This is a genomic window from Brachybacterium sp. FME24 (assembly GCF_014897705.1).
Lineage (GTDB): Bacteria > Actinomycetota > Actinomycetes > Actinomycetales > Dermabacteraceae > Brachybacterium.
The window spans coordinates 324,940-349,439 of the sequence record NZ_JABUXV010000002.1 but is presented as its reverse complement, the minus strand read 5'-3'; the positions used below and the strand labels follow the sequence as shown (position 1 = coordinate 349,439).

General features: G+C 71.7%; 20 protein-coding genes. 8 read left to right on the top strand and 12 right to left on the bottom strand.

Annotated elements, in window-relative coordinates:
- Positions 1-191 precede the first annotated feature (191 nt).
- The 5 genes from INT51_RS03630 (at position 192) to INT51_RS03610 (ending at position 7,305) form a co-directional block, all read left to right on the top strand.
- Positions 192-1,250, top strand: a complete 1,059-nt coding sequence (locus INT51_RS03630; protein ID WP_193103833.1) for a LacI family DNA-binding transcriptional regulator — start codon at positions 192-194, stop codon at positions 1,248-1,250.
- Between the two features lie 271 nt (positions 1,251-1,521).
- Positions 1,522-3,189 carry a PHP domain-containing protein gene (locus INT51_RS03625; RefSeq protein ID WP_193103832.1) on the top strand — a complete coding sequence of 556 codons (1,668 nt, stop codon included), beginning with the start codon at positions 1,522-1,524 and terminating at the stop codon, positions 3,187-3,189.
- A gap of 278 nt (positions 3,190-3,467) precedes the next feature.
- On the top strand, positions 3,468-4,469 hold the full coding sequence (locus tag INT51_RS03620) for a LacI family DNA-binding transcriptional regulator (RefSeq protein ID WP_193103831.1): 1,002 nt from the start codon (positions 3,468-3,470) through the stop codon (positions 4,467-4,469).
- A gap of 128 nt (positions 4,470-4,597) precedes the next feature.
- The gene (uxaC, locus tag INT51_RS03615) at positions 4,598-6,034 is read left to right on the top strand and encodes a glucuronate isomerase (protein ID WP_193103830.1); all 1,437 of its coding nucleotides are present in this window, start codon (positions 4,598-4,600) and stop codon (positions 6,032-6,034) included.
- Positions 6,034-7,305 carry a mannitol dehydrogenase family protein gene (locus tag INT51_RS03610; protein WP_193103829.1) on the top strand — a complete coding sequence of 424 codons (1,272 nt, stop codon included), beginning with the start codon at positions 6,034-6,036 and terminating at the stop codon, positions 7,303-7,305. The genes uxaC and INT51_RS03610 overlap by 1 nt, the downstream gene beginning before the upstream one ends.
- Positions 7,306-7,377: 72 nt before the next feature.
- On the opposite strand, the gene INT51_RS03605 is transcribed toward INT51_RS03610, so the two are convergent.
- Entirely contained in the window at positions 7,378-7,944 is a 567-nt protein-coding gene (locus INT51_RS03605) for a dihydrofolate reductase family protein (RefSeq protein ID WP_193103828.1), read from the bottom strand.
- A gap of 128 nt (positions 7,945-8,072) precedes the next feature.
- Between INT51_RS03605 and INT51_RS03600 the strand changes: the two genes are divergently transcribed.
- Positions 8,073-8,594, top strand: coding sequence for a helix-turn-helix domain-containing protein (locus INT51_RS03600; RefSeq protein ID WP_193103827.1), 522 nt, complete (start codon positions 8,073-8,075; stop codon positions 8,592-8,594).
- 86 nt (positions 8,595-8,680) lie between these two features.
- On the opposite strand, the gene INT51_RS03595 is transcribed toward INT51_RS03600, so the two are convergent.
- From INT51_RS03595 to INT51_RS03580, 4 genes are all read right to left on the bottom strand, one after another.
- Entirely contained in the window at positions 8,681-9,346 is a 666-nt protein-coding gene (locus INT51_RS03595) for a response regulator transcription factor (protein ID WP_193103826.1), read from the bottom strand.
- Positions 9,343-10,731, bottom strand: coding sequence for a sensor histidine kinase (locus INT51_RS03590; protein WP_193103825.1), 1,389 nt, complete (start codon positions 10,729-10,731; stop codon positions 9,343-9,345). The genes INT51_RS03595 and INT51_RS03590 overlap by 4 nt, the downstream gene beginning before the upstream one ends.
- A complete protein-coding gene (locus tag INT51_RS03585) occupies positions 10,728-11,738 on the bottom strand; it encodes a CPBP family intramembrane glutamic endopeptidase (protein WP_304502066.1) in 1,011 nt (336 codons plus the stop codon). The genes INT51_RS03590 and INT51_RS03585 overlap by 4 nt, the downstream gene beginning before the upstream one ends.
- A gap of 137 nt (positions 11,739-11,875) precedes the next feature.
- Positions 11,876-12,763: an alpha/beta fold hydrolase gene (locus INT51_RS03580; RefSeq protein WP_193103824.1), complete on the bottom strand. Its 888-nt coding sequence runs from the start codon at positions 12,761-12,763 to the stop codon at positions 11,876-11,878.
- 94 nt (positions 12,764-12,857) lie between these two features.
- Here INT51_RS03580 and INT51_RS03575 point away from each other — a divergent pair, with 94 nt between their 5' ends.
- Entirely contained in the window at positions 12,858-13,370 is a 513-nt protein-coding gene (locus INT51_RS03575; protein ID WP_193103823.1) for a CGNR zinc finger domain-containing protein, read from the top strand.
- 44 nt (positions 13,371-13,414) lie between these two features.
- Here the strand turns inward: INT51_RS03575 and INT51_RS03570 are convergent, their stop codons facing one another.
- The 6 genes from INT51_RS03570 to INT51_RS03545 form a co-directional block, all read right to left on the bottom strand.
- Positions 13,415-14,902 carry a gluconokinase gene (locus INT51_RS03570; RefSeq protein ID WP_193103822.1) on the bottom strand — a complete coding sequence of 496 codons (1,488 nt, stop codon included), beginning with the start codon at positions 14,900-14,902 and terminating at the stop codon, positions 13,415-13,417.
- 182 nt (positions 14,903-15,084) lie between these two features.
- A complete protein-coding gene (locus INT51_RS03565; protein WP_193103821.1) occupies positions 15,085-16,338 on the bottom strand; it encodes a Dyp-type peroxidase in 1,254 nt (417 codons plus the stop codon).
- Positions 16,335-16,958: a copper chaperone PCu(A)C gene (locus INT51_RS03560; protein WP_193103820.1), complete on the bottom strand. Its 624-nt coding sequence runs from the start codon at positions 16,956-16,958 to the stop codon at positions 16,335-16,337. Before INT51_RS03560 ends, INT51_RS03565 begins: the two co-directional genes overlap by 4 nt.
- Before the next feature lie 155 nt (positions 16,959-17,113).
- Positions 17,114-17,800 carry a hypothetical protein gene (locus tag INT51_RS03555; RefSeq protein WP_193103819.1) on the bottom strand — a complete coding sequence of 229 codons (687 nt, stop codon included), beginning with the start codon at positions 17,798-17,800 and terminating at the stop codon, positions 17,114-17,116.
- 75 nt (positions 17,801-17,875) lie between these two features.
- Positions 17,876-18,883, bottom strand: coding sequence for a universal stress protein (locus INT51_RS03550; protein ID WP_193103818.1), 1,008 nt, complete (start codon positions 18,881-18,883; stop codon positions 17,876-17,878).
- Positions 18,884-19,178: 295 nt separating this feature from the next.
- Entirely contained in the window at positions 19,179-20,165 is a 987-nt protein-coding gene (locus INT51_RS03545) for a LysR family transcriptional regulator (RefSeq protein ID WP_193103817.1), read from the bottom strand.
- Positions 20,166-20,254: 89 nt separating this feature from the next.
- Between INT51_RS03545 and INT51_RS03540 the strand changes: the two genes are divergently transcribed.
- A complete protein-coding gene (locus tag INT51_RS03540) occupies positions 20,255-20,611 on the top strand; it encodes a hypothetical protein (RefSeq protein ID WP_193103816.1) in 357 nt (118 codons plus the stop codon).
- Positions 20,612-20,940: 329 nt separating this feature from the next.
- Here the strand turns inward: INT51_RS03540 and INT51_RS03535 are convergent, their stop codons facing one another.
- Positions 20,941-24,495 (bottom strand): S41 family peptidase, encoded by a 3,555-nt coding sequence (locus INT51_RS03535; RefSeq protein ID WP_193103815.1) that lies wholly within the window; start codon positions 24,493-24,495, stop codon positions 20,941-20,943.
- Positions 24,496-24,500: the final 5 nt, after the last annotated feature.

Here is a 24,500-nt window from a genome sequence, read left to right as displayed (position 1 = left end):
GTGGTTCACGACGGGGATGAACGTGCGCCGGGAGTCGATATGAGAGGCGCTTTATTTCAGCTCGGACGGCCACTGAATTCAGTGCAGAAAGCGCTCGCAGGATGACGTGAGGATGAACGCTCAAGGAAGACCGCTGGTCAGGACGTTGCCTGCAGGGGTGTTCGGCTCGGGCGGCACTAGCCTTCGAAGCTATGGCCCACCAGACCGGCAAGCTCACGCTCCAGGACGTCGCCGACCGGGCGGGGGTCTCGAGCACGGCGGTCTCCCTGGGACTGCGCGGGCGGCCGGGCGTCTCGGACGGGACGCGCCGACGGATCCTCGCCGCTGCCGAGGAGATCGGGTATCGCGCTGTGCGCCGCGCCCCGGGTCGCTCGGCGGCCGGTGCCGTCGCCGTCCTGCTGCGCGACATCGTCAGCGTCTTCTCCCACGACGTCGTCTCCGGGATGGAGGAGGCTGCCGGCGAGGCCGGGCTGCGCCTGGTGTTCTTCGACGGGCGCGGCGATTTCGAGCATCTGCGCACGGAGTTCGATGAGCTGCGGTCCCAGGATGTGGCAGGCATCGTCACCTTCGGTACGGCGATACCGGCCGAGATGCTGCAGAAGGTCGCCCACCGGACGCCGGTCGTCCTCGTCGGCAAGGCGGAGCGCGCGGTGCCCGGAGTGGACATCGTCAGCAACGACGACGAGATCGGGGCGCGCCTCGCCGTGGAGCATCTCGCCGGTCTCGGCCACCGGCGCATCGCCCACCTCGCCAAGGGCAGTCTGCGCGTCGAGGGATACACGCGGGCGATGACCGCGGCGGGACTGGAGCGGTACGTCCAGGTCGAGGGCGGCAGCCTGGAGACCCTGAAGCCGGCCATCCGCTACCTGCTGTTCTCGATCCTGCAGGAGGAGAACTCCCCGACGGCGGTGTTCGCCGAGACCGACGGGGTCGCCATCGACTTCCTCGGCGCGGCGGTGGACGCAGGCCTGCGGGTGCCGGAGGACATCAGCGTCGTGGGCTACGACAGCACCCGGCAGTGCGAGATGATCCGGCCCCGGCTGAGCTCGGTGCGCCAACCCCGCCGGCAGATGGGGGTCACGGCGATCCGGCTGCTGCAGGAGAGGGCGGCCGGCAGGACCGAGGACCGCGATCTGGTCCTCGAGCCCGGCCTCGATGCGCGGGAGTCCTCCGTCGCCCCGCGGACCGCCAGCTCCGTGGTCGCCCCGTCCTCGCTCAGCGCGCGGTACCAGCGGCTCCAGCTGCGCTGACGTCGGGCCGTGCGGTCCGCGGGCCACCGGACTCGGGGTGCGGGGCTCCTGACGACCACTGCATGGCGGCGCCGACGGCGTATGGGTCGCGGCCGGCATCGTGCTCGGGGCATGATCCATCGCGCTGCCGGCAGCGGCGGGCACTTCATGCGCTCTTCGCTCAGTGGTCCGTGCGCGTTCATGGGCGCGACCTCGACGTGAAGCACTCTCGTCGACGGGGCGGAGCCGATCCTGGACCCGCCCGAGAACCGAGGAAAGGCCCAGATCGCCGATGACCCCCGAACCCGTCACCCCCGCCTCCGGCCCCGAGCGCAATGATCGGCGGGGATTCCTCCGCGGAGCGGGCCTGGCCGGTGCCGGGGTGCTCGGAGCCGCCGCTGTCCCGGCCGCCCCGGCCCGCGCGGATCGGGGAACCGGGAACGGTAAGCCACGAGGTGAGCTGATCTGGCTCGCCGGCGACCACCACCTCCACAGCCAGTACAGCAACGACGCCATGTTCCGCATCGACGACCAGGCACGGCGGGCCGTCGTCGGCGGCCTGGACTGGATCGTCATCACCGACCACGGCAACGAGGCCTTCGCCGCGCACAGCATCGCGCCCCAGCGCGAGGCCATCCTCGCTGCCCGCGAGAGCTACGACGACCAGCTGCTCATCTTCAGCGGCCTGGAGTGGAACATCCCGGCGGGGGAGCACACCACGCTGATGATGGCGCCGGGGGCCGCCGAGGCAGAGGTGCTGCAGGAGTTCGTCGACTCCTACGACGCCAATGTGGTCGGTGCCCGCGACGGAACCCCCGCGCATGAGGCGCTGGCGATCGATGCGCTGACCTTCCTCCAGGACACCGTCGCCTCCAAGCGTCTGGACGACGTGCTGGTGCTGCCCAACCATCCGGCGCGCAAGGGCATCGACTCCCCGGCCGAGCTGCGCGCCTGGCAGGACGCGGCCCCGGATGTGGTGATCGGCTTCGAAGGGGCGCCGGGGCATCAGGCGGCCGCCCTGCCTGCCGGGATGGCCCGCGGGCGCGGTCTCTACGACGGCGGCCCCGGGGAGTACTCCTTCGAGGGCTACCCCGAGGAGAGCTACCGCACCTGGGGCGGGTTCGACTGGATGACCGCCACTGTCGGCGGAATGTGGGACAGCCTGCTGGCCGAGGGGCGGAAGTGGTGGATCACGACCACGTCGGACGGCCACCAGGGGTGCGGGGACTGGGTGAAGAACCCCGTCGACGAGCTGGACCAGACCGGTTACTCGGACCGGCCCTACAACGACGCCGGCGACACCTTCGACTCCACGGGCGTGTACCCGCCCCCGGTCGATGCCGGACGGCCCGTCCTCGAATACAGCTCCTTCACCCCGGGCGCCTACAACAAGACCTGGGTCGGGGCGACGGACGTCAGTCACCGCGCGGTGATGGAGGCGATGCGCGCCGGACGCATGTGGGTGAGCTTCGGGGACCTGATCGCCTCTCTGGAGATGACGCTGCAGGTGGCGGGCAATCGCGGGAACCGCTTCACGGTGGGCATGGGGGAGACCCTCGAGGTGAAGAAGCCGACCGAGGTCGAGCTGACGATCGCGATCGAGACCGCCTCGCACGTCAACTACGCCGGTCTGCTCCCGCAGCTCGCGCGGGTGGACCTCATCCTGGGCGCGGTCGATGGGCCCGCCGAGGATCCCGACACCACGGTCGCCCCGGCCACACGCGTGGTGAAGTCCTGGGACACCAGCCAGGAGAGCGGGAGCATCGAGCTCACGTACTCCTTCACGCTCGAGCGCGACGTCTACCTGCGGGTGCGTGGCACGGACGGCAAGCGCAGCCAGACCGGATACCTCGGGGCCGACATCGATCCCGTCGGCCCGGCGATCGATGTCCCAGGGGAAGTGAATCCCTGGGAGGACCTCTGGTTCTACTCCAACCCGATCTTCGCGCGCATGGCCTGATCGACTCCGCCGCCGACGCCATCCCCGCGACCAGGCGCAGCGGAAGCGGCGGCCCTCGGCGCGCCGGTCGTGAACCAGCTTCTTCCGTTGAAGACTGCAGCTCCCTGGAGCAGAGGCGCCATGTCCGCTCCGTGGCGAGTTGCCGCCGGTTGCCGTTCCTCGGGGTAGAGTCCTGCCACAGATAGCACGTGCGAGCGACCCTACCGGGCAGTGGACCGGGGCGAGGCCGCGCCGCACCCGACGGGCAGCGCCGAGCAGGCGGGGACGGAGCCGACCAGGTGGCGGACAAGCGTGTGACGATCTATGACGTCGCCAAGACCGCGGGGGTCGCCCCCTCGACCGTCTCCCGTGCCTTCTCCCGGCCCGGCCGGGTCAGCGCCGCCACCCACGCCAAGGTCATGGCCGCGGCCAAGGAGCTCGACTACCGCACCTCCGCCCCGGACGCCCAGGAGCGCGGCCAGCGCCATCACCGCCTCGGCATCGAGATCGCCGATCTCACCAACCCGTACTTCGCCGAACTCGTCTCCGGCATGCAGGAATCCGCCCATGAGCAGGACTTCCTGCTGCTCCTGCTCGACACCGTCGAGGACGAGGTGCGCGAGCGTTCCAGTCTCGAGAGCGCGATCAGCGTGGTCGACGGGATCGTGCTATCCGGCACGCGACTGTCGGACGCGACCCTGAACCACCTCACCAAGCGCATCCCCGTCGTCGTCCTGAACCGTCGCGTCGCGGGCCTGGACTCCGTGACTCCGGACTACGAGCACGGCATGCAGCAGGCCATGGCGCACCTGTCCGAGAACGGCATCCGCACAGTCACCTATGTCGCCGGCCCCGTGAACTCCTGGTCCGACGGCGAACGGTGGCGCGCAGCCCGCAGCGCCGCCCGCGCGAACGGTCTCGTGGTCCAGCGACACGGCCCCTTCGCGCCCACCACGGTCGGCGGCGAGCAGGCCTTCGAAGAGCTGCGTGACTCCCTGCCCCACGCGGTGGTCTGCTACAACGACTTGGTCGCCTTCGGCTTCCTGGTCTCCGCCCTGCGCGCCGGGGTGCGCGTGCCCGCCGAGCTCTCGGTCATGGGGCACGACGACATCCCGTTGTCCCGCTTCATCGGCGGCGGCCTGACCACGGTCGTCACCCCGAAGCGGGCCCAGGGCCGCGCCGCCGTCGAACGGCTCGTGCGCCGCATCGAGAACCCGTCGGCCCATCGCACCCCCGTCGAGGGGTCCCTCCCGGTGCGGCTCGTGCCGCGCGGCACCACCGGTCCGCGCGCGAATCGCTGAGACCGGGCTGGGGAGTCGGGCGTGGGAGTGAGGGCAGAACCACGCAACGTGCCTGGCTGCGCCCTGACCTGGTCGGCAACCAGTGACAACCGGGGGACCCCTGCGCGACGTCGCGGGAGGATGAGGCCATGAGCAACGTCGCCTACGCGCCCCACCCAGATCGCCTGCTGCCCTCCGACCCCGCCGTCCGCGACATCGCGCGGGATCTCTATGCGCGGATGAAGGACCAGCCGATCGTCTCGCCGCACGGCCACGTCGACCCCCGGCTGCTGCTGGATGACGAGCCGTTCCGCGACCCCACCTCGTTGTTCATCACCCCCGACCACTACGTGAACCGCCTGATGCACGCCCGCGGCGTCGACCTCGCCGATCTCGGCGTGGGCCGTGGGCCCCTGGACGAGAAGGACTCCCGCGCCGCCTGGAACCTGCTCGCCACCCACTGGCACGCATACGCCGGCACCCCCTCGCGCTACTGGATGGAGCATGTCTTCCACGAGGTCTTCGGCCTCGAGACGGTCCTGAACCCGCGCACCGCCGATGCGATGTACGACGAGATCGCCGCCAAGCTCACCCAGCCCGAGTTCCGCCCCCGCGCCCTGTTCGAGCGCTTCGGCATCCAGGTCATGGCCACCACCGATGACCCCGTCGACGACCTCGCCCCCCACGCCGCCCTCGCGGCCGATGCCACCTTCACCGGGCGCGTCATCCCCACCTTCCGCCCGGACAAGTACCTCGAGGCCGGTCGCCCCGACTTCCCCCAGCTCACCGACGCCCTCGGCGAGGCCGCCGGAGTCCACGTGGGCACCTACGAGGGCTACCACGAAGCGATGCGCGCCCGCCGCCTCTACTTCCGCGACCACGGCGCCGTCTCCTCGGACCACGCCCACATGGACCCCGGCACCGCGCGCCTGAGCGTCGACGATGCCCGACGCCTGTACTCGGCCGCCCGCGACGGGAAGATCCGCTCCGGCGAGGCGACCGCGCTGCGCCGCCACCTGCTCGCCGACCAGGCACGGCTCGCGGCCGAGGACGGCCTGGTGATGACCCTCCACCCCGCCGTGCACCGCAACCACAGCGACGAGATGTTCGAGAAGTTCGGCCCCGACGTCGGCTTCGACATCCCCGTCGCCGTCGACTTCGTCCACCACATCCGTCCGATGCTCAACGACGTCGGCCACCACCCGAATTTCCGCACGGTCCTGTTCACCATCGACGAGACCGTGTTCTCCCGCGAGATCGCGCCGCTGGCCGGGGTGTACCCCTCGGTGTACGCCGGTGCGCCGTGGTGGTTCATCGACGCGCCCGACGCGATCCTCCGCTACCGCCGCGCCGTCTCCGAGACCATCGGATACAGCCGCACCAGCGGTTTCATCGACGACACCCGCGCGTTCTGCTCGATCCCGGCCCGCCACGACATGTCCCGCCGCCTGGACGCCACGCACCTCGCAGGCCTGGTCTCCGAGCACCGGATGCGTCTGGAGGACGCCCAGGAGCTCGCCGCCACCCTGCCCGATCAGCAGCCCCGCGAGGTCTTCCGCCTCGACGCTGCAGGAGAGAAGAACTGATGAGCACTCCCCACCCCGCCGACGAGGGCCGCCTGGTCCACCTCGGCATCGGCAACTTCGCCCGCGCCCACACCTTGGTCGCCACCCAGCGCGCCGGCAGCTGGTCCGTCGTCGCCTTCACCGGTCGCACCGCCGCCATGGCTGACTCCCTGAACGCGCAGGGGGGCCGATACGGGCTGATCGTGCGCGGCGCCGAGCGCGACGAGGTCAGCATCGTCGACGTCATCGACGAGGTGCACCCGGCCGATGACGTCGACGCCCTCGTGCGGCTGATCGCCGACCCCTTCACCGCCGTGGTCACCCTGACGATCACCGAGAAGGGCTACGCCGCCGGCAACGACCCCGCCACGTCTGTCCCGGCGCGCCTGGCGCTGGGCCTCGCCGCCCGCCGCGAGGCCGGCGTCACCGAGCCCATCGCCCTGGTCTCCTGCGACAACCTCACCGGCAACGGTGACGTGCTGCGCGAGGCCGTGCTCGCGGCCGCCGACGAGGACACCCGCGCCTGGTTCGCTGCTCACGTCGATGTCATCTCCACCATGGTCGACCGGATCACCCCCTCGGCCGACGACGGTGCCGGCGCCCTGGTCACCGAGCGCACCGGGCTGGTCGACACCGTTCCCGTGGTCACCGAGCCCTTCACCGAGTGGATCATCGAGGACAGCTTCCGCGGTCGCCGTCCCGAGTGGGAGAAGGCCAGGGTGCAGTTCACCGATGACCTCGAGCAGCACGAGCTGCGCAAGCTGCGCCTGCTCAACGGCGCCCACACCCTCATGGCCTACGCCGGTCAGGTGGCCGGCCTCGAGCGCGTCGACGAGGCGATCGGCCACCGCGAGGTGCGCGCCCTGGTCGAGCAGCTGTGGTCCGAGGCCCGGTCCACGCTGCCCCTGCCGACCGCTGACCTGGATGCGTACACCGCAGCCCTCGAGGAGCGCTTCCGCAACCCGCGCCTGGCGGACAACCTGATCCGCATCGCGGCCGATGGCTCCGTGAAGCTGCCCGTGCGCGCGCTGCCGGTGATCGCTGAGCTCGGCGGCCCGGACCGGGCCCCCGGCGAGGTCGCGGCCGTCGCCGCCTGGACCGCCTGGGTCACGGACCGGGTGCGGGCCGGCGAGGAGGTCAAGGATCCGCGGGCCGACGACATCGCCGCCGCCTCGGGGATCACGGATCCCCTCGAGCGCGTCACCGCCCTGCTGGCCCTGCTCGGCGTGGCCGCCGGCGACCCCCTGATCGCCGCCGTCGCCGCCGCGGAGCAGCGCCTGCCCCGACCCTGACGCACCGCGATGGCTGACGTGACGGCGCCCCCGCGAGGGCGTCGTCATGTCAGGGCCGGGGCGGGACTCTGGTCATGCGGGCGCGACGACGTCGTAGCGCAGCCGGACCATGCCGTTGTCGAATCTCTGCTCATGGCGCAGTGCCATGTCCAACCGGATGTCCGGCAGGAACCGCAGCCCGCCACCCAGCACCACCGGGCACAGCAGCATCTCGACCCGATCCACCAGTCCGACGCGGAGGGCCTCCGCGGCCAGCGTCGGCCCATCGACCGTCAGATCTCCGTCTGCGGCGGCTTTCAGCTGGGCGAGGTCCTCGCGGTCGACGCGGGAACGCAGCTGCGTGCGCTTCGTGTGCGCGGCCTCCAGCGTGCGGGAGAAGACGACCTTGTCCGCGCTCTGCCAGATGCCGGCGTACCGCGTGGATTCCGGCGACTGGTCGATCACCGTCGGATCGGTCTCCCACACCGCCATCATCTCGTACATGCGCCGCCCGTACAGGTACGTGCTGACCTCTGCGGCCCCCTCGTTGACCGTTGCGAGGACCTGTTCGTCGGGCCGCGCCCAGGAGTCGAACTCGCCGTCGTCGTCGGCGACATAGCCGTCCAGGGACACGATCATCGAGTACACCAGCTGGCCCATGGCTCTCCTTCGAAGTCTGGCCCGATCCGGCTCGTCCCCGCGCGACCGCAGCGCAGCTCCCGACGACTGCCACCGGTGTGGACCGATTGCACAACAGGATCAGTGTGAAGCTAGCATAGACTGATTGCATGACGCAATCAGAGAAGGGGCCCGGCCTCCAGGTCGAAGCCGGCAGATCCGGGTGCCCGATCAACATGACGGTCGAGGTGCTCGGGGACCGGTGGAGCCTCGTGGTGCTGCGAGACATCATGTTCAGCGGGCACCGGCATTTTCGCGAACTGCTGCGCAACTCCACCGAGGGCATCGCGTCCAACATCCTCGCTGACCGGCTCGCACGCCTGGTCGAGGTCGGCCTGCTCAGCCGGCACGGCGATCCGAGCCATCGTCAGAAGATCGATTACCGGCTGACCGAGCCATCGATCCAACTGGTGCCGGTGATGGCCCAGATCGGCGACTGGGGCTCGCGGTGGCTGCCCACCTCGCCCGAGCTCTCGATCCGTGCCGAACTGCTGGCGGAGGGCGGGCCGGCACTGTGGGCGCGGTTCATGGACGAGCTGCGCGCAGTGCATCTGCAGGGGCAGCCGCCGGAGGATGGGGAGGTGCTGGCCGAGCTCACCGCCGCCTACGCACGTCGCGCTGCCGCCCGCTGAGAGCACTCGACGGGACACGGGCCCCGTCGGCCGGCTGGTGGCGGCCGGGTCCCGTCTGCCGTTCGCGCCGACGCAGGGCGTGCGCCTCAGGGAGCCTCCGGGACGGCGACGATGCGGTTCTGGTAGGCCCAGACGACGGCCTGGAGGCGGGAGCGGACGCCGAGCTTGGGGAGCATGCGCGCCACGTGGGACTTCACGGTGGAGATCTCCACGATCAGCGCGCGGGCGATCTCCTCGTTGCTCATGCCCTGTGCGAGGAGCTGCAGGATGTCCAGCTCACGGGCGGTGAGCAGCCCCTCCGCGCCCTGCACGGTCACCGGCTGCAGGCTGCGACGCTGCACGAACTCGGCCAGGATGCGCCGGGTGAGCGCCTGGTCGAGCGTGCCCTGGCCGGCGGCGACCTGGCGCACTGCCGTGATGATCACCTCGGGGTCGGCGTCCTTGAGGAGGAACCCGGCCGCGCCGGCCTCGAGCGCCCCGAACACGTAGTCGTCGAGGTCGAAGGTGGTCAGGATCAGCACCGGGATCGAGGGGTCCTCGGCGGTGAGCGCCCGGGTGGCCTCGATGCCGTCGAGGCCGGGCATGCGGATGTCGAGGCAGGCGATGTCCGGTCGCAGCTGCCGGGCGAGGGAGAGGGCCTCGTGACCGTCGACCGCCGCACCGACCACCGTGAGGTCGTTCTCCGCGCCGAGCAGGCCGTTCAGCCCGGCCCGGACCAGGGGCTGGTCGTCGGCGATCAGCACCCGGATCATCGGGAGCCCGCCCGTTGTGCCGTCGATGGCCGGTCACCGGTGGTGTCGCGGGGGAGGATGAGGCGCACGCGCCAGCCGCCGTCGGCCGTCGGCCCGTGATCCAACTGCGCGCCCACCAGATCGGCGCGCTCGCGCATGCCGACCAGGCCGAAGCCTCCGGGGCCGGCGCCGCCCGGACTCCCGTCAGGGGGCACCCTGGGGCCGGGAAATCCGATCCCGGAGATCTCGTGACCAGAGCCGCTTCCTCCGGTTCCCCTGCACCCGGCGCCGGGCGACGCCGCGGCACCGTCGTCGCTCACCGTGACGGTGAGCGAATCCGGGTCCGTGTCGTCGACCGTGACCAGGGACTGCGCCCCGGGGGCGTGCTCGACGACGTTGGTCAGGGACTCCTGGATCATCCGGTAGGCGACGAGCTGGGCGAGAGGGCCGATGCGGTCGCCGATCTGTCGGCCCTCCGGGGCTGTCAGCTCCTCGAGCCGAACGGCGAGACCGGCCCCCACGCGGGCACCCACGAGGGCCGGAACGGTCGCAAGATTCTCGACGGACCGCTCGGCCGGCTCGCCATCGCGCAGCAGCCCCACGACGCGACGGATGTCGTCCAGCACGGTGCGACTCTGCGTGCGGATCTGGTGGAGGGAATCATGCGCCGCGGGCGGGTCCCCGTCGATCTGACGGTCCGCAGCCGCGGCCATCAGCGCGATGCCCGAGAGGTGATGGGCGGCGATGTCGTGCAGTTCGCGAGCCATGGCCGCGCGCTCCTCGGAGGCCGCAGCCTTCACCTGGGCGTCGCGTTCACGGCCCAGTGCATCCCGCTCACGGGCCAGCGCCTCGATCTCCTTGCGCTGCGCCTCGCGCGCCGTGCCGATCGACGCGAGTGCGAGCGAGGCCAGAGCGGCGATACCGACCGTGCCGATGCCTTGCACGATCGCCTCGCCGAGCACGCCGGGCAGGGTGCTGATTCCGCTGCGCAGGCCGTTCAGCACCGTCCCGGCCGCGACCGCGATCGCCGTCAGTGCGAGCCAGCCGAGCATCTCCCGCAGCGGCCGGCGCGGCGCGGCCAGGAACACTGCGAGGAGCACGGCCAGATGGGTCAGCGTGAACTCGAGGCCGGGAGCAAGGAGTGCGAGGACCAGCGAGATCGCCGTGACCAGCAGCAGCACTGCTCGAGGTGTCGAACGGATCCAGGTCAGCGCGAGAGACTGTGCGGTCAGGGCGACGGTCGTGGCCCACCACAGCGGCGACCCGCGCGGCGTCACGAGCGCGGGGAGCCCGGAATCGCCCGCCCCCAGCAGTGGCAGAGCGACCAAGAGCCCCATCGAGAGCACCCAGCACGCCAAGGCGGTCGCGGTCGCGATCACCCTGGGGGCGCCGGAGTCGGATCTCATGGGCGAGAGCCTAGTTCGACCTCGCGCGGGGCCCCCGCCGGCACCGCCTGCGCCAGGTCTCCGGACGACGGGGCGGGGCCGAAGAATCCGAGGCGTCCGCGCGTGGCGAGGAGCAGAGCAGCTGCCGCGACCACGGCGACCACCGTCATCGACAGCTGGGACCGCTCGACGTCGAGGGTCGGAAACATGTCGACCGCGATGGAGGAGGCGAACGTGTTCACCCCGGCGTGCATGAGCATCGACAGCGGGAGGGACTCCCCGGTGCGGTTGAAGACCCACGACATGATGACGTTGAAGGCGATGCAGAACACCACGAACACCACCGGGCGGGTCCAGCTCGCGTCGGGCCAACCGCCCCATTCCGTGAGGAACAGCGGCAGGTGCCACAGGCCCCAGAGCGGCCCGAGGAGGAACGCTGAACGCAGCGGGCCGAGAGTGTGCTGCATCCGGGCCAGCGCGAAGTCCCGCCAGCCCGGCTCCTCCGCGAGGCCGGTGGTGACCATCTGGAACATCAGCAGGGGCACGTAGGCCACCATTACCGCGGCCGACGGGGCATGCACCTCGCCCCCGGAGAAGATCGTGCCGGCGATGAGCATGCCGGCCGGCACCGTCAGCAGGGTGACCGCATACCAGCGCCAGTTCACGCGCCAGCGCAGCAGACGCCCGGCCCAGCGTCGCAGCCCGGGCCTGCCGTCGACGATCGCGGTCACCAGCAGGGCCGAGCCGATGGGGCCCAGGTAGGCCCCCGGCAGCACGCCGACCAGCTGGCCGGTGCCCAGGAGTGCGGGGAACTCGACATCCCAGAGGCCGAGGCCGTTCAGCGACAGGATGTACGGCAGCCAGGCGAGCCAGCTGAGTCCGTTGGCCAGGAGGAAGAACGTCAGCAGCGGGTGGCGGCGGATCGGGCCGAACAGCCCGCCGTCAGGCGGGTTGCCGTGCGGGTCGCGCTCGGGCGAGGGCGGGACGCGCCGTGGAGTCGGGCTCGGGGGTCGATCGGAGATGGTCACGGGAGGTCCTTTCGTCAGGTCGATGCCCGGGGGCCGGGCATGCCTCAACGCTAGGTATCCGTGCAGGTGGCAGCCAGATCACGAAGGATGAACTCTGCGGACCTCCTCCTAAAGGTGCAGGAGGTGCGGAGGCTGCGTCACCGTGCGCCCGGCTGCGCGAGGGCCGGGAGGGAGGTGAGGAAGCCGCGCACCAGGTCGGCGACCGGGCCCAGGTGGCTCTCGAGCAGGAAGTGCCCGCCGGGGAGGAGCTCGATCTGCGCGTCGGGCAGGTCCCGGCGGAAGGCCCGAGCTCCGTCGGGCCCGAAGATCTCGTCGTTCTCACCCCAGACCGCGAGCAGCGGTACCTGGCTGGTGCGGAAGAATTCGTGCAGTCGCGGGTACATGTCCACGTTGGTGGCGTAGTCGCGGAAGAGTGCCAGCTGGATGCGGTCGTTGCCGGGCCGGGAGATCAGCGCGTGGTCGTGCCGCCAGGTCTCCGGATCCACGAGGCTCGGAGTATCCACGCCGTGGAGGTACTGCCAGCGGATCGCCTCCCTGCTGAGCGCTGCTCGAACCGCGGGCTCGGTCCGCTCGTTCTGGGCCCGCTGATAGTCGAGCACGGGCTGCCAGAAGCTGTCGACGAAGCCCTCCTCGTAGGCGTTGCCGTTCTGGGTGATGATCCCCGTGATCGCCTCCGGCCGGCGCAGTGCGAGGCGCCAGCCGATCGGGGCGCCGTAGTCCTGGACGTAGATCGCGTACCGGTCGAGCCCGAGGTCCGCCAGCAGTGCCTCGGTGAGGTCGGTGAGGGCGTCGAAGCTGTACTCGAACTCGTCGGCGCTCGGCGCTGCGGAGAGGCCGAAGCCCAGATGGTCCGGTGCGATGAGGTGGAAGCGGTCGGCCAGCAGGGGGATCAGATTCCGGAACATGAAGGAGCTGGTCGGGTATCCGTGCAGCAGGACGAGCGCCGGGGCGTGCGGATCGCCGGCCTCGCGGTAGAAGAGCTCGTGCCCGTCGATCACTCGATGGCGGTAGTGGATGTCCGTCATGATCTAACCCCTTGCATGGCCTGATGTGGTTAGTTTGACAGTACGGCCGGCGAACTAACCTGTCAATGCCACTCGAAAGGGTTATCCTGGTGGGATGAAGACTCTTGCCCGCGATCAGGACCTGCTGCTCGACCTCCTCAACACCATGCCGGTGACCCATGGCGAGCCTCACGATGATCTGCGCGACGAGGAGGCGGCGGCACGGTGGATCAGGGAGCGCGGGGGCGTCGGGTCAGCTGCCGAGGTCACGGTCGTGCGTCGGGTTCGAGACCTGCTGCAGGCGGTCGCGCGCGATGGGGAGGACTCGCAGGCTCTGGCACCGTTCGTGCAGGGTGCCTCGATGGTCCCGTCGATGGATTCCGGGGTTGTCCGATGGCAGTTGGACGCGCCGGCGGAGGAGCTCCTCGCAGCCCGAGCGGTGATCGCCTGGAGCGAGCTCGAGCAGGAGCATCCGGGCCGGCTGCGGGCGTGCGGCAACTCCGAGTGCCGGCTGTTCCTCATCGACCGCAGCCACGGCAATCGTGCGCAGTGGTGCTCCATGAGCGTGTGCGGCAACCGTATGAAGGCACGACGCCACTACCAGCGCAAGCGCGAGGCAGCTGGCTGATCGCTGGGTCCGCTGGCCTGCGTCGGGCTGGGACTTGCCGCTCGTCAGGCCAGGTCGGCGAGCTTCTCGAAGCGTTCGAGGCGCTCGCGGTAGTACTCGGTGTGCGCGGCGACGGGCTCGACCCGGCGTCGCACCGGCACCTCGGCGACCTCGGTATCGGGGGAGGCCTGCTCGAGGGCCATCACGGCGGAGCCGCGCATGGTCGAGCGGGACACGGCGACGTGATCGATGGGGGCGCCGAGCGCGTCGGAGAGCAGATGCAGCCAGGAGGGGATCGCCTCGGTCATGCCGCCGGAGAGCACGATCCGCTCGGGCTCGCCGCCGGCCTCGCGCATCTGGTCGGCGATGCGCAGGAACGACAGCGCCACGCCCTCCATGGCGCCGCGCAGCATGTCCTCGGCGGTGGTGGAAGCGCCGACGTTCGCGAAGATCGCCCGTGAGGTGCCGCGCCACTTGGTGCCGCGCTCGCCGGAGAAGAACGGGATGGCCAGCGGGGTGCCGGCCGAGGGCGGGGCGGAGAACAGGGACGCGGTGTCGGTCTCGGCGATGTCCTCGGGGATGCCCAGCTGGAAGCGGGCCCAGTCCAGCACCCGGCCGCAGTCGCTCATGGCGGAGCCGACCAGGGTGCGCTGCGCATCGACCCGGTACGCCCACAGACCACTGGGCAGGGTGGGGATCTCGGTGGTCAGCACCTGGCGGATGGCCCCGGAGGTCGCGGTGGAGATGCCCCAGGTGCCGGCGCCGAGGGCGCCGATGCCCAGGTTCGCGGCGAGGCCGTCGCCGATCACCGGCAGCCACACGGCCCCGCTCAACTGCGGGAACTCGCCGGCGAGCGGGGTGCCTGCAAGAGGGATCGCGTCGGAGGGATCCAGGGCCGCGCCCATCATCGAAGCGTCGACCCCGACGGCCTCGAGCAGCTCGGGGAGGTACTCGCCGGTGCGACGGTCGATCATCCCGGACCAGGCGGCCGAGGCGGTGCCCAGCGCCGGCGTGCCCAGGAGCTTGAACGCCACGTACTCGCCCAGCGCCATGAAGCGCTCGGTGCGGGCGAAGACGTCGGGGTGGGTCTCGCGCAGCCAGCTCAGGCGGGGAGCGGTGTACGAGGAGTGCAGGCGGGTGCCGCTGCGCTCGTGGATCTCGTCGATGTCGATCCTCGAGCCCAGGGCGTCGACCTGCGCGTGGCAGCGGGTGTCCGCGTAGGTGATGCAGGGCGTGATCGCTGCGCCGTTCTTGTCGACCGCGATCAGGGAGGAGGCGAAGGTGTCGAAGCCGATCGCACCGACCGTGCCGGGCAGCTGGCCCTCGAGGACGGCGCCGAGGGAGGTGCGGATCTCCTGGACGACCTGGTCGGCGTCGATGGTGCTGGTGCCGTCGTCGGCGACGGTGAAGGCGTGCGACTCCTTGTGGGTGCGCGTGCCGACCTCGCGCCCGCTGACGTCGTACACGGCGGCGCGGGTGCCGCCGGAGCCGATGTCGATCCCGAGGGCCAGAGGCCCCTGGGCGTCGGCGGCGGGGATGTTGAAGCGAGGCATGGAGGTCTCCTGCGGATCGGATGAGTCGCCTGCGCTCCGTCGAGCACCGATGCGAGAGCGCAGGGCGTCATGCCAGCATACGAGGGTCCCGCGGAGCCGTCAGCGCCACGCCACCGGTTGCCACGGCGCGGCGGCAGGGCCTCCGGGCGCACAGGCACGCCGGGGACCCCGCCGCCCACGCCTCACTCCAGCACGGACTGCCCCACGAACTCGCCCTCGGCGCAGCCCGGAGGGATCGCGAACACCGCCGAGCCGATCGGGGTGGTCCACTGGTTCAGCAGGTCGAGGTCCGCCAGGCGCTGCTGGATCGGCACGAACTGCCCCGCCAGATCCGCCTGGAACGCCACGAACAGCTGCCCTGCCTCCGAGATCGCGGTCGATCCCGCCGGCGGGGGCACGTCGTAGTTGTACGGCCGACGGAAGATCTCCTGGTGCTCGCCCTCGTCGACCCCACGGGCCCGGCGCAGGTGGGCGAACTCCGGGATGACCGCGAAGCCGTTCTCGGAGACCGCCTCGAAGTCCGGCTGCGAGAACTCGCTGCCGCCGCTCAGCGGGGCCCCGTCGGCCAGACGCGTGCCGGTGGACTGCTCGCGGGCGGCGCGATCGGCCTCGTCCCAGCCGTCGAGCTCCATTCGGATCCGCCGGATCACCATCGAGGTGCCGCCGGCGAACGGGCCCTCGTCGATCCACACCACCTTTGCGAAGTGCTCGCTGCCGAGCTGCGGATTCGCACTGCCGTCCATCTGCCCGAACAGGTTCCGCATCGTGCTGCCCGGCGCCTGGATGCCGGGGGAGCGGCGGAAGCCCCGCTGCACCCAGCGCACCCGGGTGAAGGCACGGGCGTCCTTGAGCAGCATCCGGGCCGCGTGGGAGACGGTCAGCGGATCCTCGGCCGCGATCTGCAGGAGCAGGTCACCACCGGTGTACTGCTCCTGGAGCGCGTCGATCTCGAAGGCCGGCAGAGGGGCGAGCCACGCCGGGATCTCCCGGTCGGCCCGCTCCAGCAGCCCCGGACCGAAACCGACCGTCACGGTGAGGGCGGCCGGCTCTGCGGCGAGCTCCGGTTCGGTGTCCGCCAGGGCCGAACGGCCCTGGGTGAGCCGGGCGGCGTCATCGGTGAGCAGGCGCAGCAGGCGCAGGAGCCCCTCCCTGTCCACGTCCTCGCGCAGGTCCAGGGCGAGGAACGTCGCCGAGGCCGGCGCCGGGGTCTCGATGCCCGCCTGATGCTCACCGTGGAACGGCACGGTCTCGTTCCCGTGCAGGGCCGGGGCGGCCGACGGGGCCGGGCCCTGCAGAGAGCGGTCCAGCCCGATCGCGGCGGCTCCGACGCCGAGCACCCCGGCGCCCGCGGTCCCGGCCAGCAGCAGCTGCCGGCGCCCGGGGCGGCGGGGGCGCGGGTCGTCGGAGTCGAGCGGGTCCGGCGTCGAGGGGGTCACTCGTCCGCCCCGTGCCCGGCGTGCTCGCCGCCTCCGTCGGACGTGTTCTCGGCATCCTCTGGCACGTAGTGCTCCTGGGCGCCGGCGAAGTCCTTGACGGTCGCGGTGAACGGGTGCTCGGTGCCCTCGGAGAAGACCAGCGTCAGCTCCATCTCGTCGCCGGGCAGCAGCGGCTGCGGCAGGTCCATGAGCATGATGTGGTTCCCGCCGGGTTCGAGCACGAGCTCTTCGCCGGCGGGGATCTCGAAGCCGCCCTCCTTCTCCTGCATGCTCATGCCCCCGGATCCGTCCGCGGTGGTCTCGTGCAGCTCCACCCTCTCGGTGGCAGGGGTGGTGACGGCGATCAGCACGAGATCGGCGCCGGTGCCGTTGACCAGGGTGCCGAAGGCAGCGGTCATGCCCTCCTCGGCGGCCTTCACCCAGGGGTCGGTGACCGTGAGCGTGTCGGCGGCCGTGGCGTCGGCAGCGCCCGAGTCCGAGGCGTCGTCGGCCGAGGCGTCGGCCCCGTCACCGGAACCGGCGCTGCAGGCGGCCAGGGGGAGCGCGATCAAGAACGTGAGGGCTGCCCGACGGGACAGGCTGCCGGGGCGGGACGTGCGGAACTGGGTGGTGCGGGACATGCGGGGTCCTTTCGGAAGTGCTCCTGAGGGCTGCCGGCACGCTGTGGGCGCGGGCGGCGTGGAGCGCAGGGGCCCGCCCGGGCACGGCAGCCGGGGCGGGGTGATCGACCGAAGGGCCGCCGGAGCGGCGACGCGACGCGGGGCGTCGGTGGGTCTCAGGCGGCCAGGACCAGGGGCGGCCCGCGCCGCTGCTGAGGTGCGAGCACGGCACGGCGGGCGTGGTGCAGATGCCCGGGCTCGGGGACCGCCCGCCTCGGGGCGGGCAGCGTGAACGCCGGCGCGGCCACGGTGCGGTGGGGTCGGCTCAGGAAGGCCCAGAGCTGCCCGGCCAGGCCGAAGGAGTGCAGCAGCATGGACTCGCCGCGGTGCAGCAGCAGCGCTGTGACCAGTGCGGCGACGACGTGCCAGGCCAGCATCCGCAGGTCCGCATGGTTGCCGTGCAGGGCATGTTCGGCCGCAGTGCCGACGCCCTGCGAACCGGCGTGGGAACCGGCATGCGAGCCGTGGTCCGCGACGCTCCCTGCGGGGTGAGCGCCGTGGCCGAGGTGCGATCCCGGAGGCGCGACCAGCTGCACGGAGGGATCGCCCGGCGTGCCCGCCATGAACAGGCCGTGGAACAGCGCCTGGCTGGCCAGCACGGCGGCGCTCATCCGCGGCAGCGAGAATCGGGAGCCCGCAAGCACGGTGCACACCGCGACCGACAACCACCAGGGCAGCAGCACCCCGAGCCACGAGGGCATCGCGCCGCCACCCACCAGGTGGCCGCTCAGAGCGACCGCGGTGGCCAGCGTCGCGGCGACGGACCCCCGCAGCAGGCGCAGGGGAGAGCGGGCCGAGGACATGTCCCTATTGTGCTCCGCTCAGCCTGAGCCCGCTCGCCGAGTGCCTGCGCGGCGAGTCCCTGTTCACCGTGCGCCCTACCCCCGCGGGTGGCGCGGATCCTTCCCGATGCGCTCGGGACTCAGGTCCGGCACCACCAGCACCGGGCCCTCGGCGCGCTGCAGCAGGGCCCGGGAGACCGAGCCCAGCAGGGCCCTGGCGACGCGGCCGTGACCTCGGGTGCCGACCACGGTCAGCTGTGCGGTGCGGGAGTACTCCACCAGCTGCGTGGCCGGGTCGCCCATCTCGACCTCGCTGCTCACCTGCAAGGAGGGGAACTGTTCGCGCAGAAGGTCGGCGTCGGCCGCGAGCTGGCCGGCCAGCTGCTGGCGGCGCTGTTCCTGGAGACGCGGATCCGGGATCAGCTCGGGGTACCAGGCGCCCCAGTTCTCCGCCGGCGGCATGGTCATCGCCAGGTGCAGCGGAGCCTTTCGCTCCGTGGCGGCCAGCGCCGCGATGACCGTGGCGACCCGGCTCTGCTCGGAGCGGTCCGAGCCGACCACGACGGGCGCATCGTCCTGCACCGGGGCGAACCGGCCGGCGCCCTCGCCCTCGCCGATCGCGTCATGCCCCGGCACGACGACGGTGGGGCAATGGGCGTGCGAGGGCAGTGCTGAGGACACGGAGCCGAGCAGGCGCCCGAGGAAGCCTCCCCGTCCGCGTGCACCCACCACCACCAGCCGAGCCTCGGCGGAGAGATGCTTCAGCACCCCTGCGGCGTCGCCGAAGGTCGCGCGCAGTTCGATCTCCCCCGGGTAGCCCTGCAGGTGCTGGTGAGCCTCCTGGAGCAGCTCCCGGGCGGCCGCTTCGCGCGCGACATCATCGGGGACGGCCGGCATCGTCGCAGGAGAGGTGTACACCATGGCCGGCAGGGTGTAGGCGGTCACGATGGTCAGTCGGGAACCGGAGCGCTGAGCGGCGCGCGCTGCATAGTGCAGGGCCTGCACAGCCTGCTCGGAGCCGTCGTACCCGATGAGGACGCCGAGGGCACGGGAGTCAGGGTCATAGGGGATGGGCGAGTTCGAGGTGCGGACGTCGTCGTTCATCACAGCCTCCTGCCGGGGGCGCTCGGTGACCGCCGACGACGGTGCCCCCGTGGTCGAGTCCCGTCGTGGAGGTCTCCATTCTACCGATCACACCACTACCGATCGCACGCAGGCCGGGCAGGCAGGTCGAGCTCCTCGGCGCCCCGGGTGCGCAGCTGTTCCCGGCCATGTTCGGGTGCTTGCCCCCGGGATGCGGCCCCGGTCGATGTCGGATGCATGCACGGGCGCTCGTTCCACAGGCCGCGGCGGGGGCCGACGGCGTCCGCCCCTTCTCGTCCGTCTCCGGAGCGCTTCGTCAGGACACCTGGACGACGGGGAGCACCTGGGCGACGGGGACGCGATCGGGTGGGGCCGCACCGTCGACGAGATGCAGGACTCCGGGGATCTCTGCGGCCCGCTTGGCGGCCACGGCGTGGATGCGCTGGACGATGAACTGCGTCGCGGGGTTCCGCGCGATGGGCCGGCGGATCTGCACCCGCAGTCGGCGGCGCGGGGCAGGCGGAGCCAGGGGGATGGCGGTGACGTCCGGCCGCAGGTTCTGGCCGATCACCGATGGTTGGACGCTGACATAATCCCCGGTGGCCACGAACCCGAGCACTGTCGGGAAGTCATTCGGGTTGATCTCGACGCGGGGGGAGAATCCGGCGGCCCGGCACGCGGCGCCGATGCGATCGAACCAGAACGAGTCCAGCGGGTCATCGGTCACCCAGGCCTCGTCGGCCAGATCCTTCAGGAGCACCGTCGAGTGGGCAGCCAAGGAGTGGCCTGCGCCCACGAGAGCCACGTAGCCCTCTTCGAGGATCTCGTGGACCTCCCAGTCTTCGGGCGGGACGGTCATCGTGCTCTCCCCGACCACGATGTCCATCCCTGCTTCGGCCAGGTCCTCGCAGCTGCAGTCGCGCAGAGCGAGCTCGAGGCCCAGGTCGGGGTAGGCCTGCCGCACATCGCGGGCGAGCTCGGGGATCCAGGTCGCCGCGATCGAGGTGGCGTACCCGAGTCGGAGGGTGCCGGTGCGGCCGGAGCGGAGATCCTTCACGGTGCGCTCCAGGGTGCTGAGCGCGTCGAGGGCGGGACCGGCCTCCGCGGCCAGCTGTCGCGCATGGGCCGTGACCGTGATCCCGCGGCCCGATCGCTCCACCAGCTCCAGCCCGGTCTCACGGCGCAGGCTGGTCAGGTGCTGGCTGACGGCGGACGGGGTATAGCCGAGCGCTTCGGAGCTCGCGCGGATGCTGCCGGTCTCGACGACGGACCTCAGGACGCGGAGCTTCACGGGATCGAGCATGCCGCGACCCTACCTCCCTTCAGTGATGCTGAACAGAGGGGTGCGAATCATCGCTTGTCCTGAAGTGATGTCGGGAGCAGGATCGACGCATGACCTCCGCACTGCTCGGCCTCGCCCTCATCCTCCTCATCGCCATCGTCGCCGTGCTGCTCGGAGCCCTCACCCGACTTCTCGCCGCACGGATCGTCGCCTCCGGCGTCCCGCGCGACGGAAGCGGCGAGCATGCCCGGCGCGGCGGCCGCGACCGGGGCGGCGTCCTGCTCACCCCGCTCGACCGCATCGCGCTCGGCAACGAGATCATCGCCCGCGACCTGCGGCCGGACGACACCCATCCCATCGCCCGCACGGCGCCGCGCGACGCGAGGGCCGGGTGGGTCGACGCGCCCATGCAGCGCCAGGACCTCGCGGTGCGATATCCCGAGATCGCCGCCCACGCCCTGCGCTGACCGGCGCCCTCCCGCACTGCCACCCCGCCTTGCCCTCCCCTCCCGGCCCTCGGACCCATCAGCCCCGAGCCCCGGCCCCGCCGAGGACCCGCTGACGGGCCCGCCGGGGGCCCGCCGAGGTGCCCCGAGGGACCCGCCGACGGGTCCGCCGAGGGGCCCGGCATGTATTTCCAGGTTCTCTGCCAGATCAGGCCGATTTTGGCAGGGAACCTGGAAATACTGGCGTGTGGCGTGTGGCGTGTGGCGTGTGGCGTGTGGCGTGTGGCGTGTGGCGTGCGGGGTGCGGCGTGCGGGGTGCGCGGTGCACGGGGCTGGTGGGAGGGTGGTGGTCAGGGGCGGCGGCCGAAGCGGGGCGCGGGCAGCGGCGGAGCGGTCGCGGCCGGATTCTGCTCGAGCAGGGCGAGCGCCTCGGTGACGCCCCGAGAGAGCTGCGGGTCCTCGCCGCCCACCCAGGCGTTGGGCGGCAGTGGAACCTCGATGTCGGGGTCCACGCCGTAGTTCTCGATGGTCCAGTCCACGCCGGTGAACCAGCTGGCGTACTTCGGCTGGGTGACCCCGGTGCCGTCGACCAGGTCGTAGCGGCCGTCGATGCCGATCACGCCGCCCCAGGTGCGGGTGCCGATCACCGGACCGATTTCCATGGCCTTGGAGACGGCATTGACGATGTCGCCGTCGGAGCCCGCCTCCTGGTTGGTCACCAGCACCACCGCGCCGCGCGGCGCGAACTGCGGGTAGGTGCCGGGGGTCTCGTGGCGCGGGTAGTCCCAGGACAGCACGCGCCGCGCCAGGCGGTCGGTGACCAGCTGCGAGGTATGCCCGCCGCTGTTGTAGCGCACATCGACCACGAGCCCCTCCTTGGTGGTGGCCTCACGCAGGTCACGGTGCATCTGCGCCCAGCCGGAGGAGACCATGTCGGGGATGTGGAGGTAGCCGAGGCGACCGTCGGAGAGCTCCTCGACGAGCGCTCGCCGCGAGGCGACCCACGCCTGATAGCGCAGCGGGGCGTCGTCGGGCAGCGGCGTGACGGCGACGCGGCGCTCGACGCCGTCGCGCTCCAGCACCAGCTCGGTCGGAGTGTTCGCCGAGCCGATCAGCTGGCCCTGCACACCACCGCCTCCCGGGCCCACCTCGCGCCCGTCGACCCGCACGATCGCCTCGCCCACCTCGGCGGCCACGCCGGGGGCGAGCAGCGGGGAGCGGGCCTCAGGATCCGAGGAGTCCCCGGGCAGGATCTGCGTGATCACCCAGCGGCCGTCGCGGTGCTCGATGTCGGCCCCGAGGTAGGCGGGTAGCATCGGCGGGTCCGCCTGATAGACGCCGCCCTGCACGTAGGCGTGAGAGGTGCCGAGCTCGCCCTGGACCTCCCACATCATGTCCTGGAAGTCATCCTCGGTGACCACGCGCTCGATGACCGGGTCGTACCAGGTGTTCATCGCGTGCCAGTCCATGCCGTCCATGTCGGCGCGCCAGTACTGCTGGGCCATGATCCGGTAGTTGTCCCAGAGCATCCCGCGACGTTCCTCGACGGGGTCCACGAACAGGCGCAGACGCCCGGTGTCGATCGCCACGCGCGCCGGGTCCTCGTCCTCGACCTTGCGGGTCGCGGGAACCTGGACCCAGCTCTGACCCTGCTTGATCACCAGGAACTCCCCGTCGCCGGAGGCTGCGAGCTCGGTGACGCCCTCGGCGAGCACGGTGAGCTTGCGGTCCGCGAGGCTCCAGTGCTCCAGGGTGGGCTGGGGATCCTCCCCCTCGACGCCCGCACGGGTGGTGCCCAGCGCGCCCTGCTGGGGGTGGCGCAGCCACACGAAGCCTCCGCTGACCGCGGTGAGGTCCGAGTAGGAGCCCGAGATCACCGGGAAGGGGACCAGGCGCGCCTCCACGGAGTCCAGGTCCACACGCGTGACCGGTGGCGTGGTCGCCTCGTCGGCCCCGGACGGGCTGGATGCCGTGACCGGATGCGACGAGGAGGCGGTCGCCCCCTTCGTGTCGTGGACCGCCGCACCGCCGGCACCGTGCACGGTGGCCGCGCCCTGGCCGGCGTCGGCAGGCACGTCGGCTGATTTCCCGCCGGGCTTGTCCTCCTCGGCGCCCGCACCCCAGCCGTCCGGATGCGGGCCGAAGGGATCGGGGGTGGTGCGCTCGAGCGGGATCAGGAAGGGCCGCTCGGCGTTGACGAAGCCGAGGTCGAAGACCATGTCGTCGTAGACCGTCTCGAAGGTGCGCAGCGACAGCAGCGCCAGGTGCTTGCCGTCCGTGCTGAAGGCGGGCTCGGCGTCCTGGTACTTGCCGGAGGTGAGGGCGCGGCCCATCGGCTCGGCGTCCTCGGTGTCCGAGATCATCAGCCGGCTGAGCATCCACGAGTTCGGCTCGGTCCACACCAGCCAGCGGCCGTCCGGCGACCAGGCCAGGTCACGCACCTCGCCGCCGGTGGAACGGCCCACCTCGCGCACGTGGTCCAGGCGCGGCGCCACCGGGGCATCCGCGCTGGCCTGCTCTCCGCTGGAGGCGGCGGAGGAGGTCCGAGGGGAGGCGGCCGACGAGGTCTTCGCCGGGTCGGTCAGACCGCGCAGAGTCACCAGGCGCACCACGTTGTCGTGCGTGGAGATCGCGACCTTCGACCCGTCGGGCGAGGGGATCGCGTGCAGGATCCGCCCCACGTTCCCGAGATCGAAGCGGATCTCCGTGCCGCCACCGTCCAGCCGGGCCAGCGCGAGGACGTCGGAGCCGACGCCGCCCCTCTCGCGGTCCGCGAGCGCTTCGGCGTCGGTGACCAGGAGGGCGAAGGCGGAGCGGCCCAGCGGGCGGACCTCGCGGATGCGCAGCCCGCAGGTGCCGGCGAGCAGGCGCGCCGGCCCTCCGCGATGGGTCAGCGCGTGGGCACTGCCGCGCCACTCGACGACGCTCGCACGAGCGTCGTGCATGGGGCGCATGGCCAGCAGATTCGCACTCGGGGATGCCGGGCGCGGCAGGCGGGCCGCGCCGACGCCGGAGGCCAGGATCTCGACCTCGCGGGGTTCGGCGTCCAGGGAATCCATCGCGAACAGGCGGCCGCGGGAGGTGAACACGAGGGTGCTGCCGTCGGTCGCGGGCTCGCGCAGGTAGCCCTGCTCGGAGGTCAGTGAAGTGTGGGACCGAAGGTCGGAGCCGTCGAGCGCGACCGACCACAGGTTCGCCGTCGCACGGTCGGTGATCTCGGCGCCGGGGCCGGGGGTGTCGGAGGCGAAGACCAGGCGGTCGCCGTACCAGGCGATGCGCAGCTTCGAGGCGAGGATCTCCTCGAGCAGCGGCTCCCAGGAGCGGGCCGCATGCACGGTGGTCGGGGCGCCGAGGGCGACGTCCTCGCGCGTGACCCAGAGCTTCACGGCGGTGCCACCCTGGTAGTGCTTCCATCCGGCCTGGTCGCGGCGCCACGGGGTGGCGACCACGGTGGTGCCCGACGGGTGGATCGCGACCTCACCGGAACGGCCCAGCGGCAGCACCTCGGCGTGGCCCTCGAGGTCGATCGCCCACAGCTGCGCATCGCGCGCGATCGGGGCGTTGTAGCTGGTGGCGGCCAGGACGCGGCCGTCCGGCAGCCAGCCGACGACCTTCGTGCTCGGCTTGCCCCAGGTGGTCAGGCGACGCGGGGCGGTGTCGCCCTCCGTGGCGATGAGCCACACCTCGGGGCCGCCGGAGGTGCGTGAGGTGTAGGCGATGTGCGTGCCGTCGGGCGAGAAGCGGGGGTAGGCGACGGGGGCGCCCTCGTCGGTCAGGCGCCAGGCCCGGCCTCCGGCCAGGGGGGCGAGCCACACATCGTTCGCGGCTGTGAACACGACGGTGTCCCCATGGACGTCGGGGTGACGGAGATAGGCGGCATGAGCAGGGGTCGATGACGATGACATGGGCC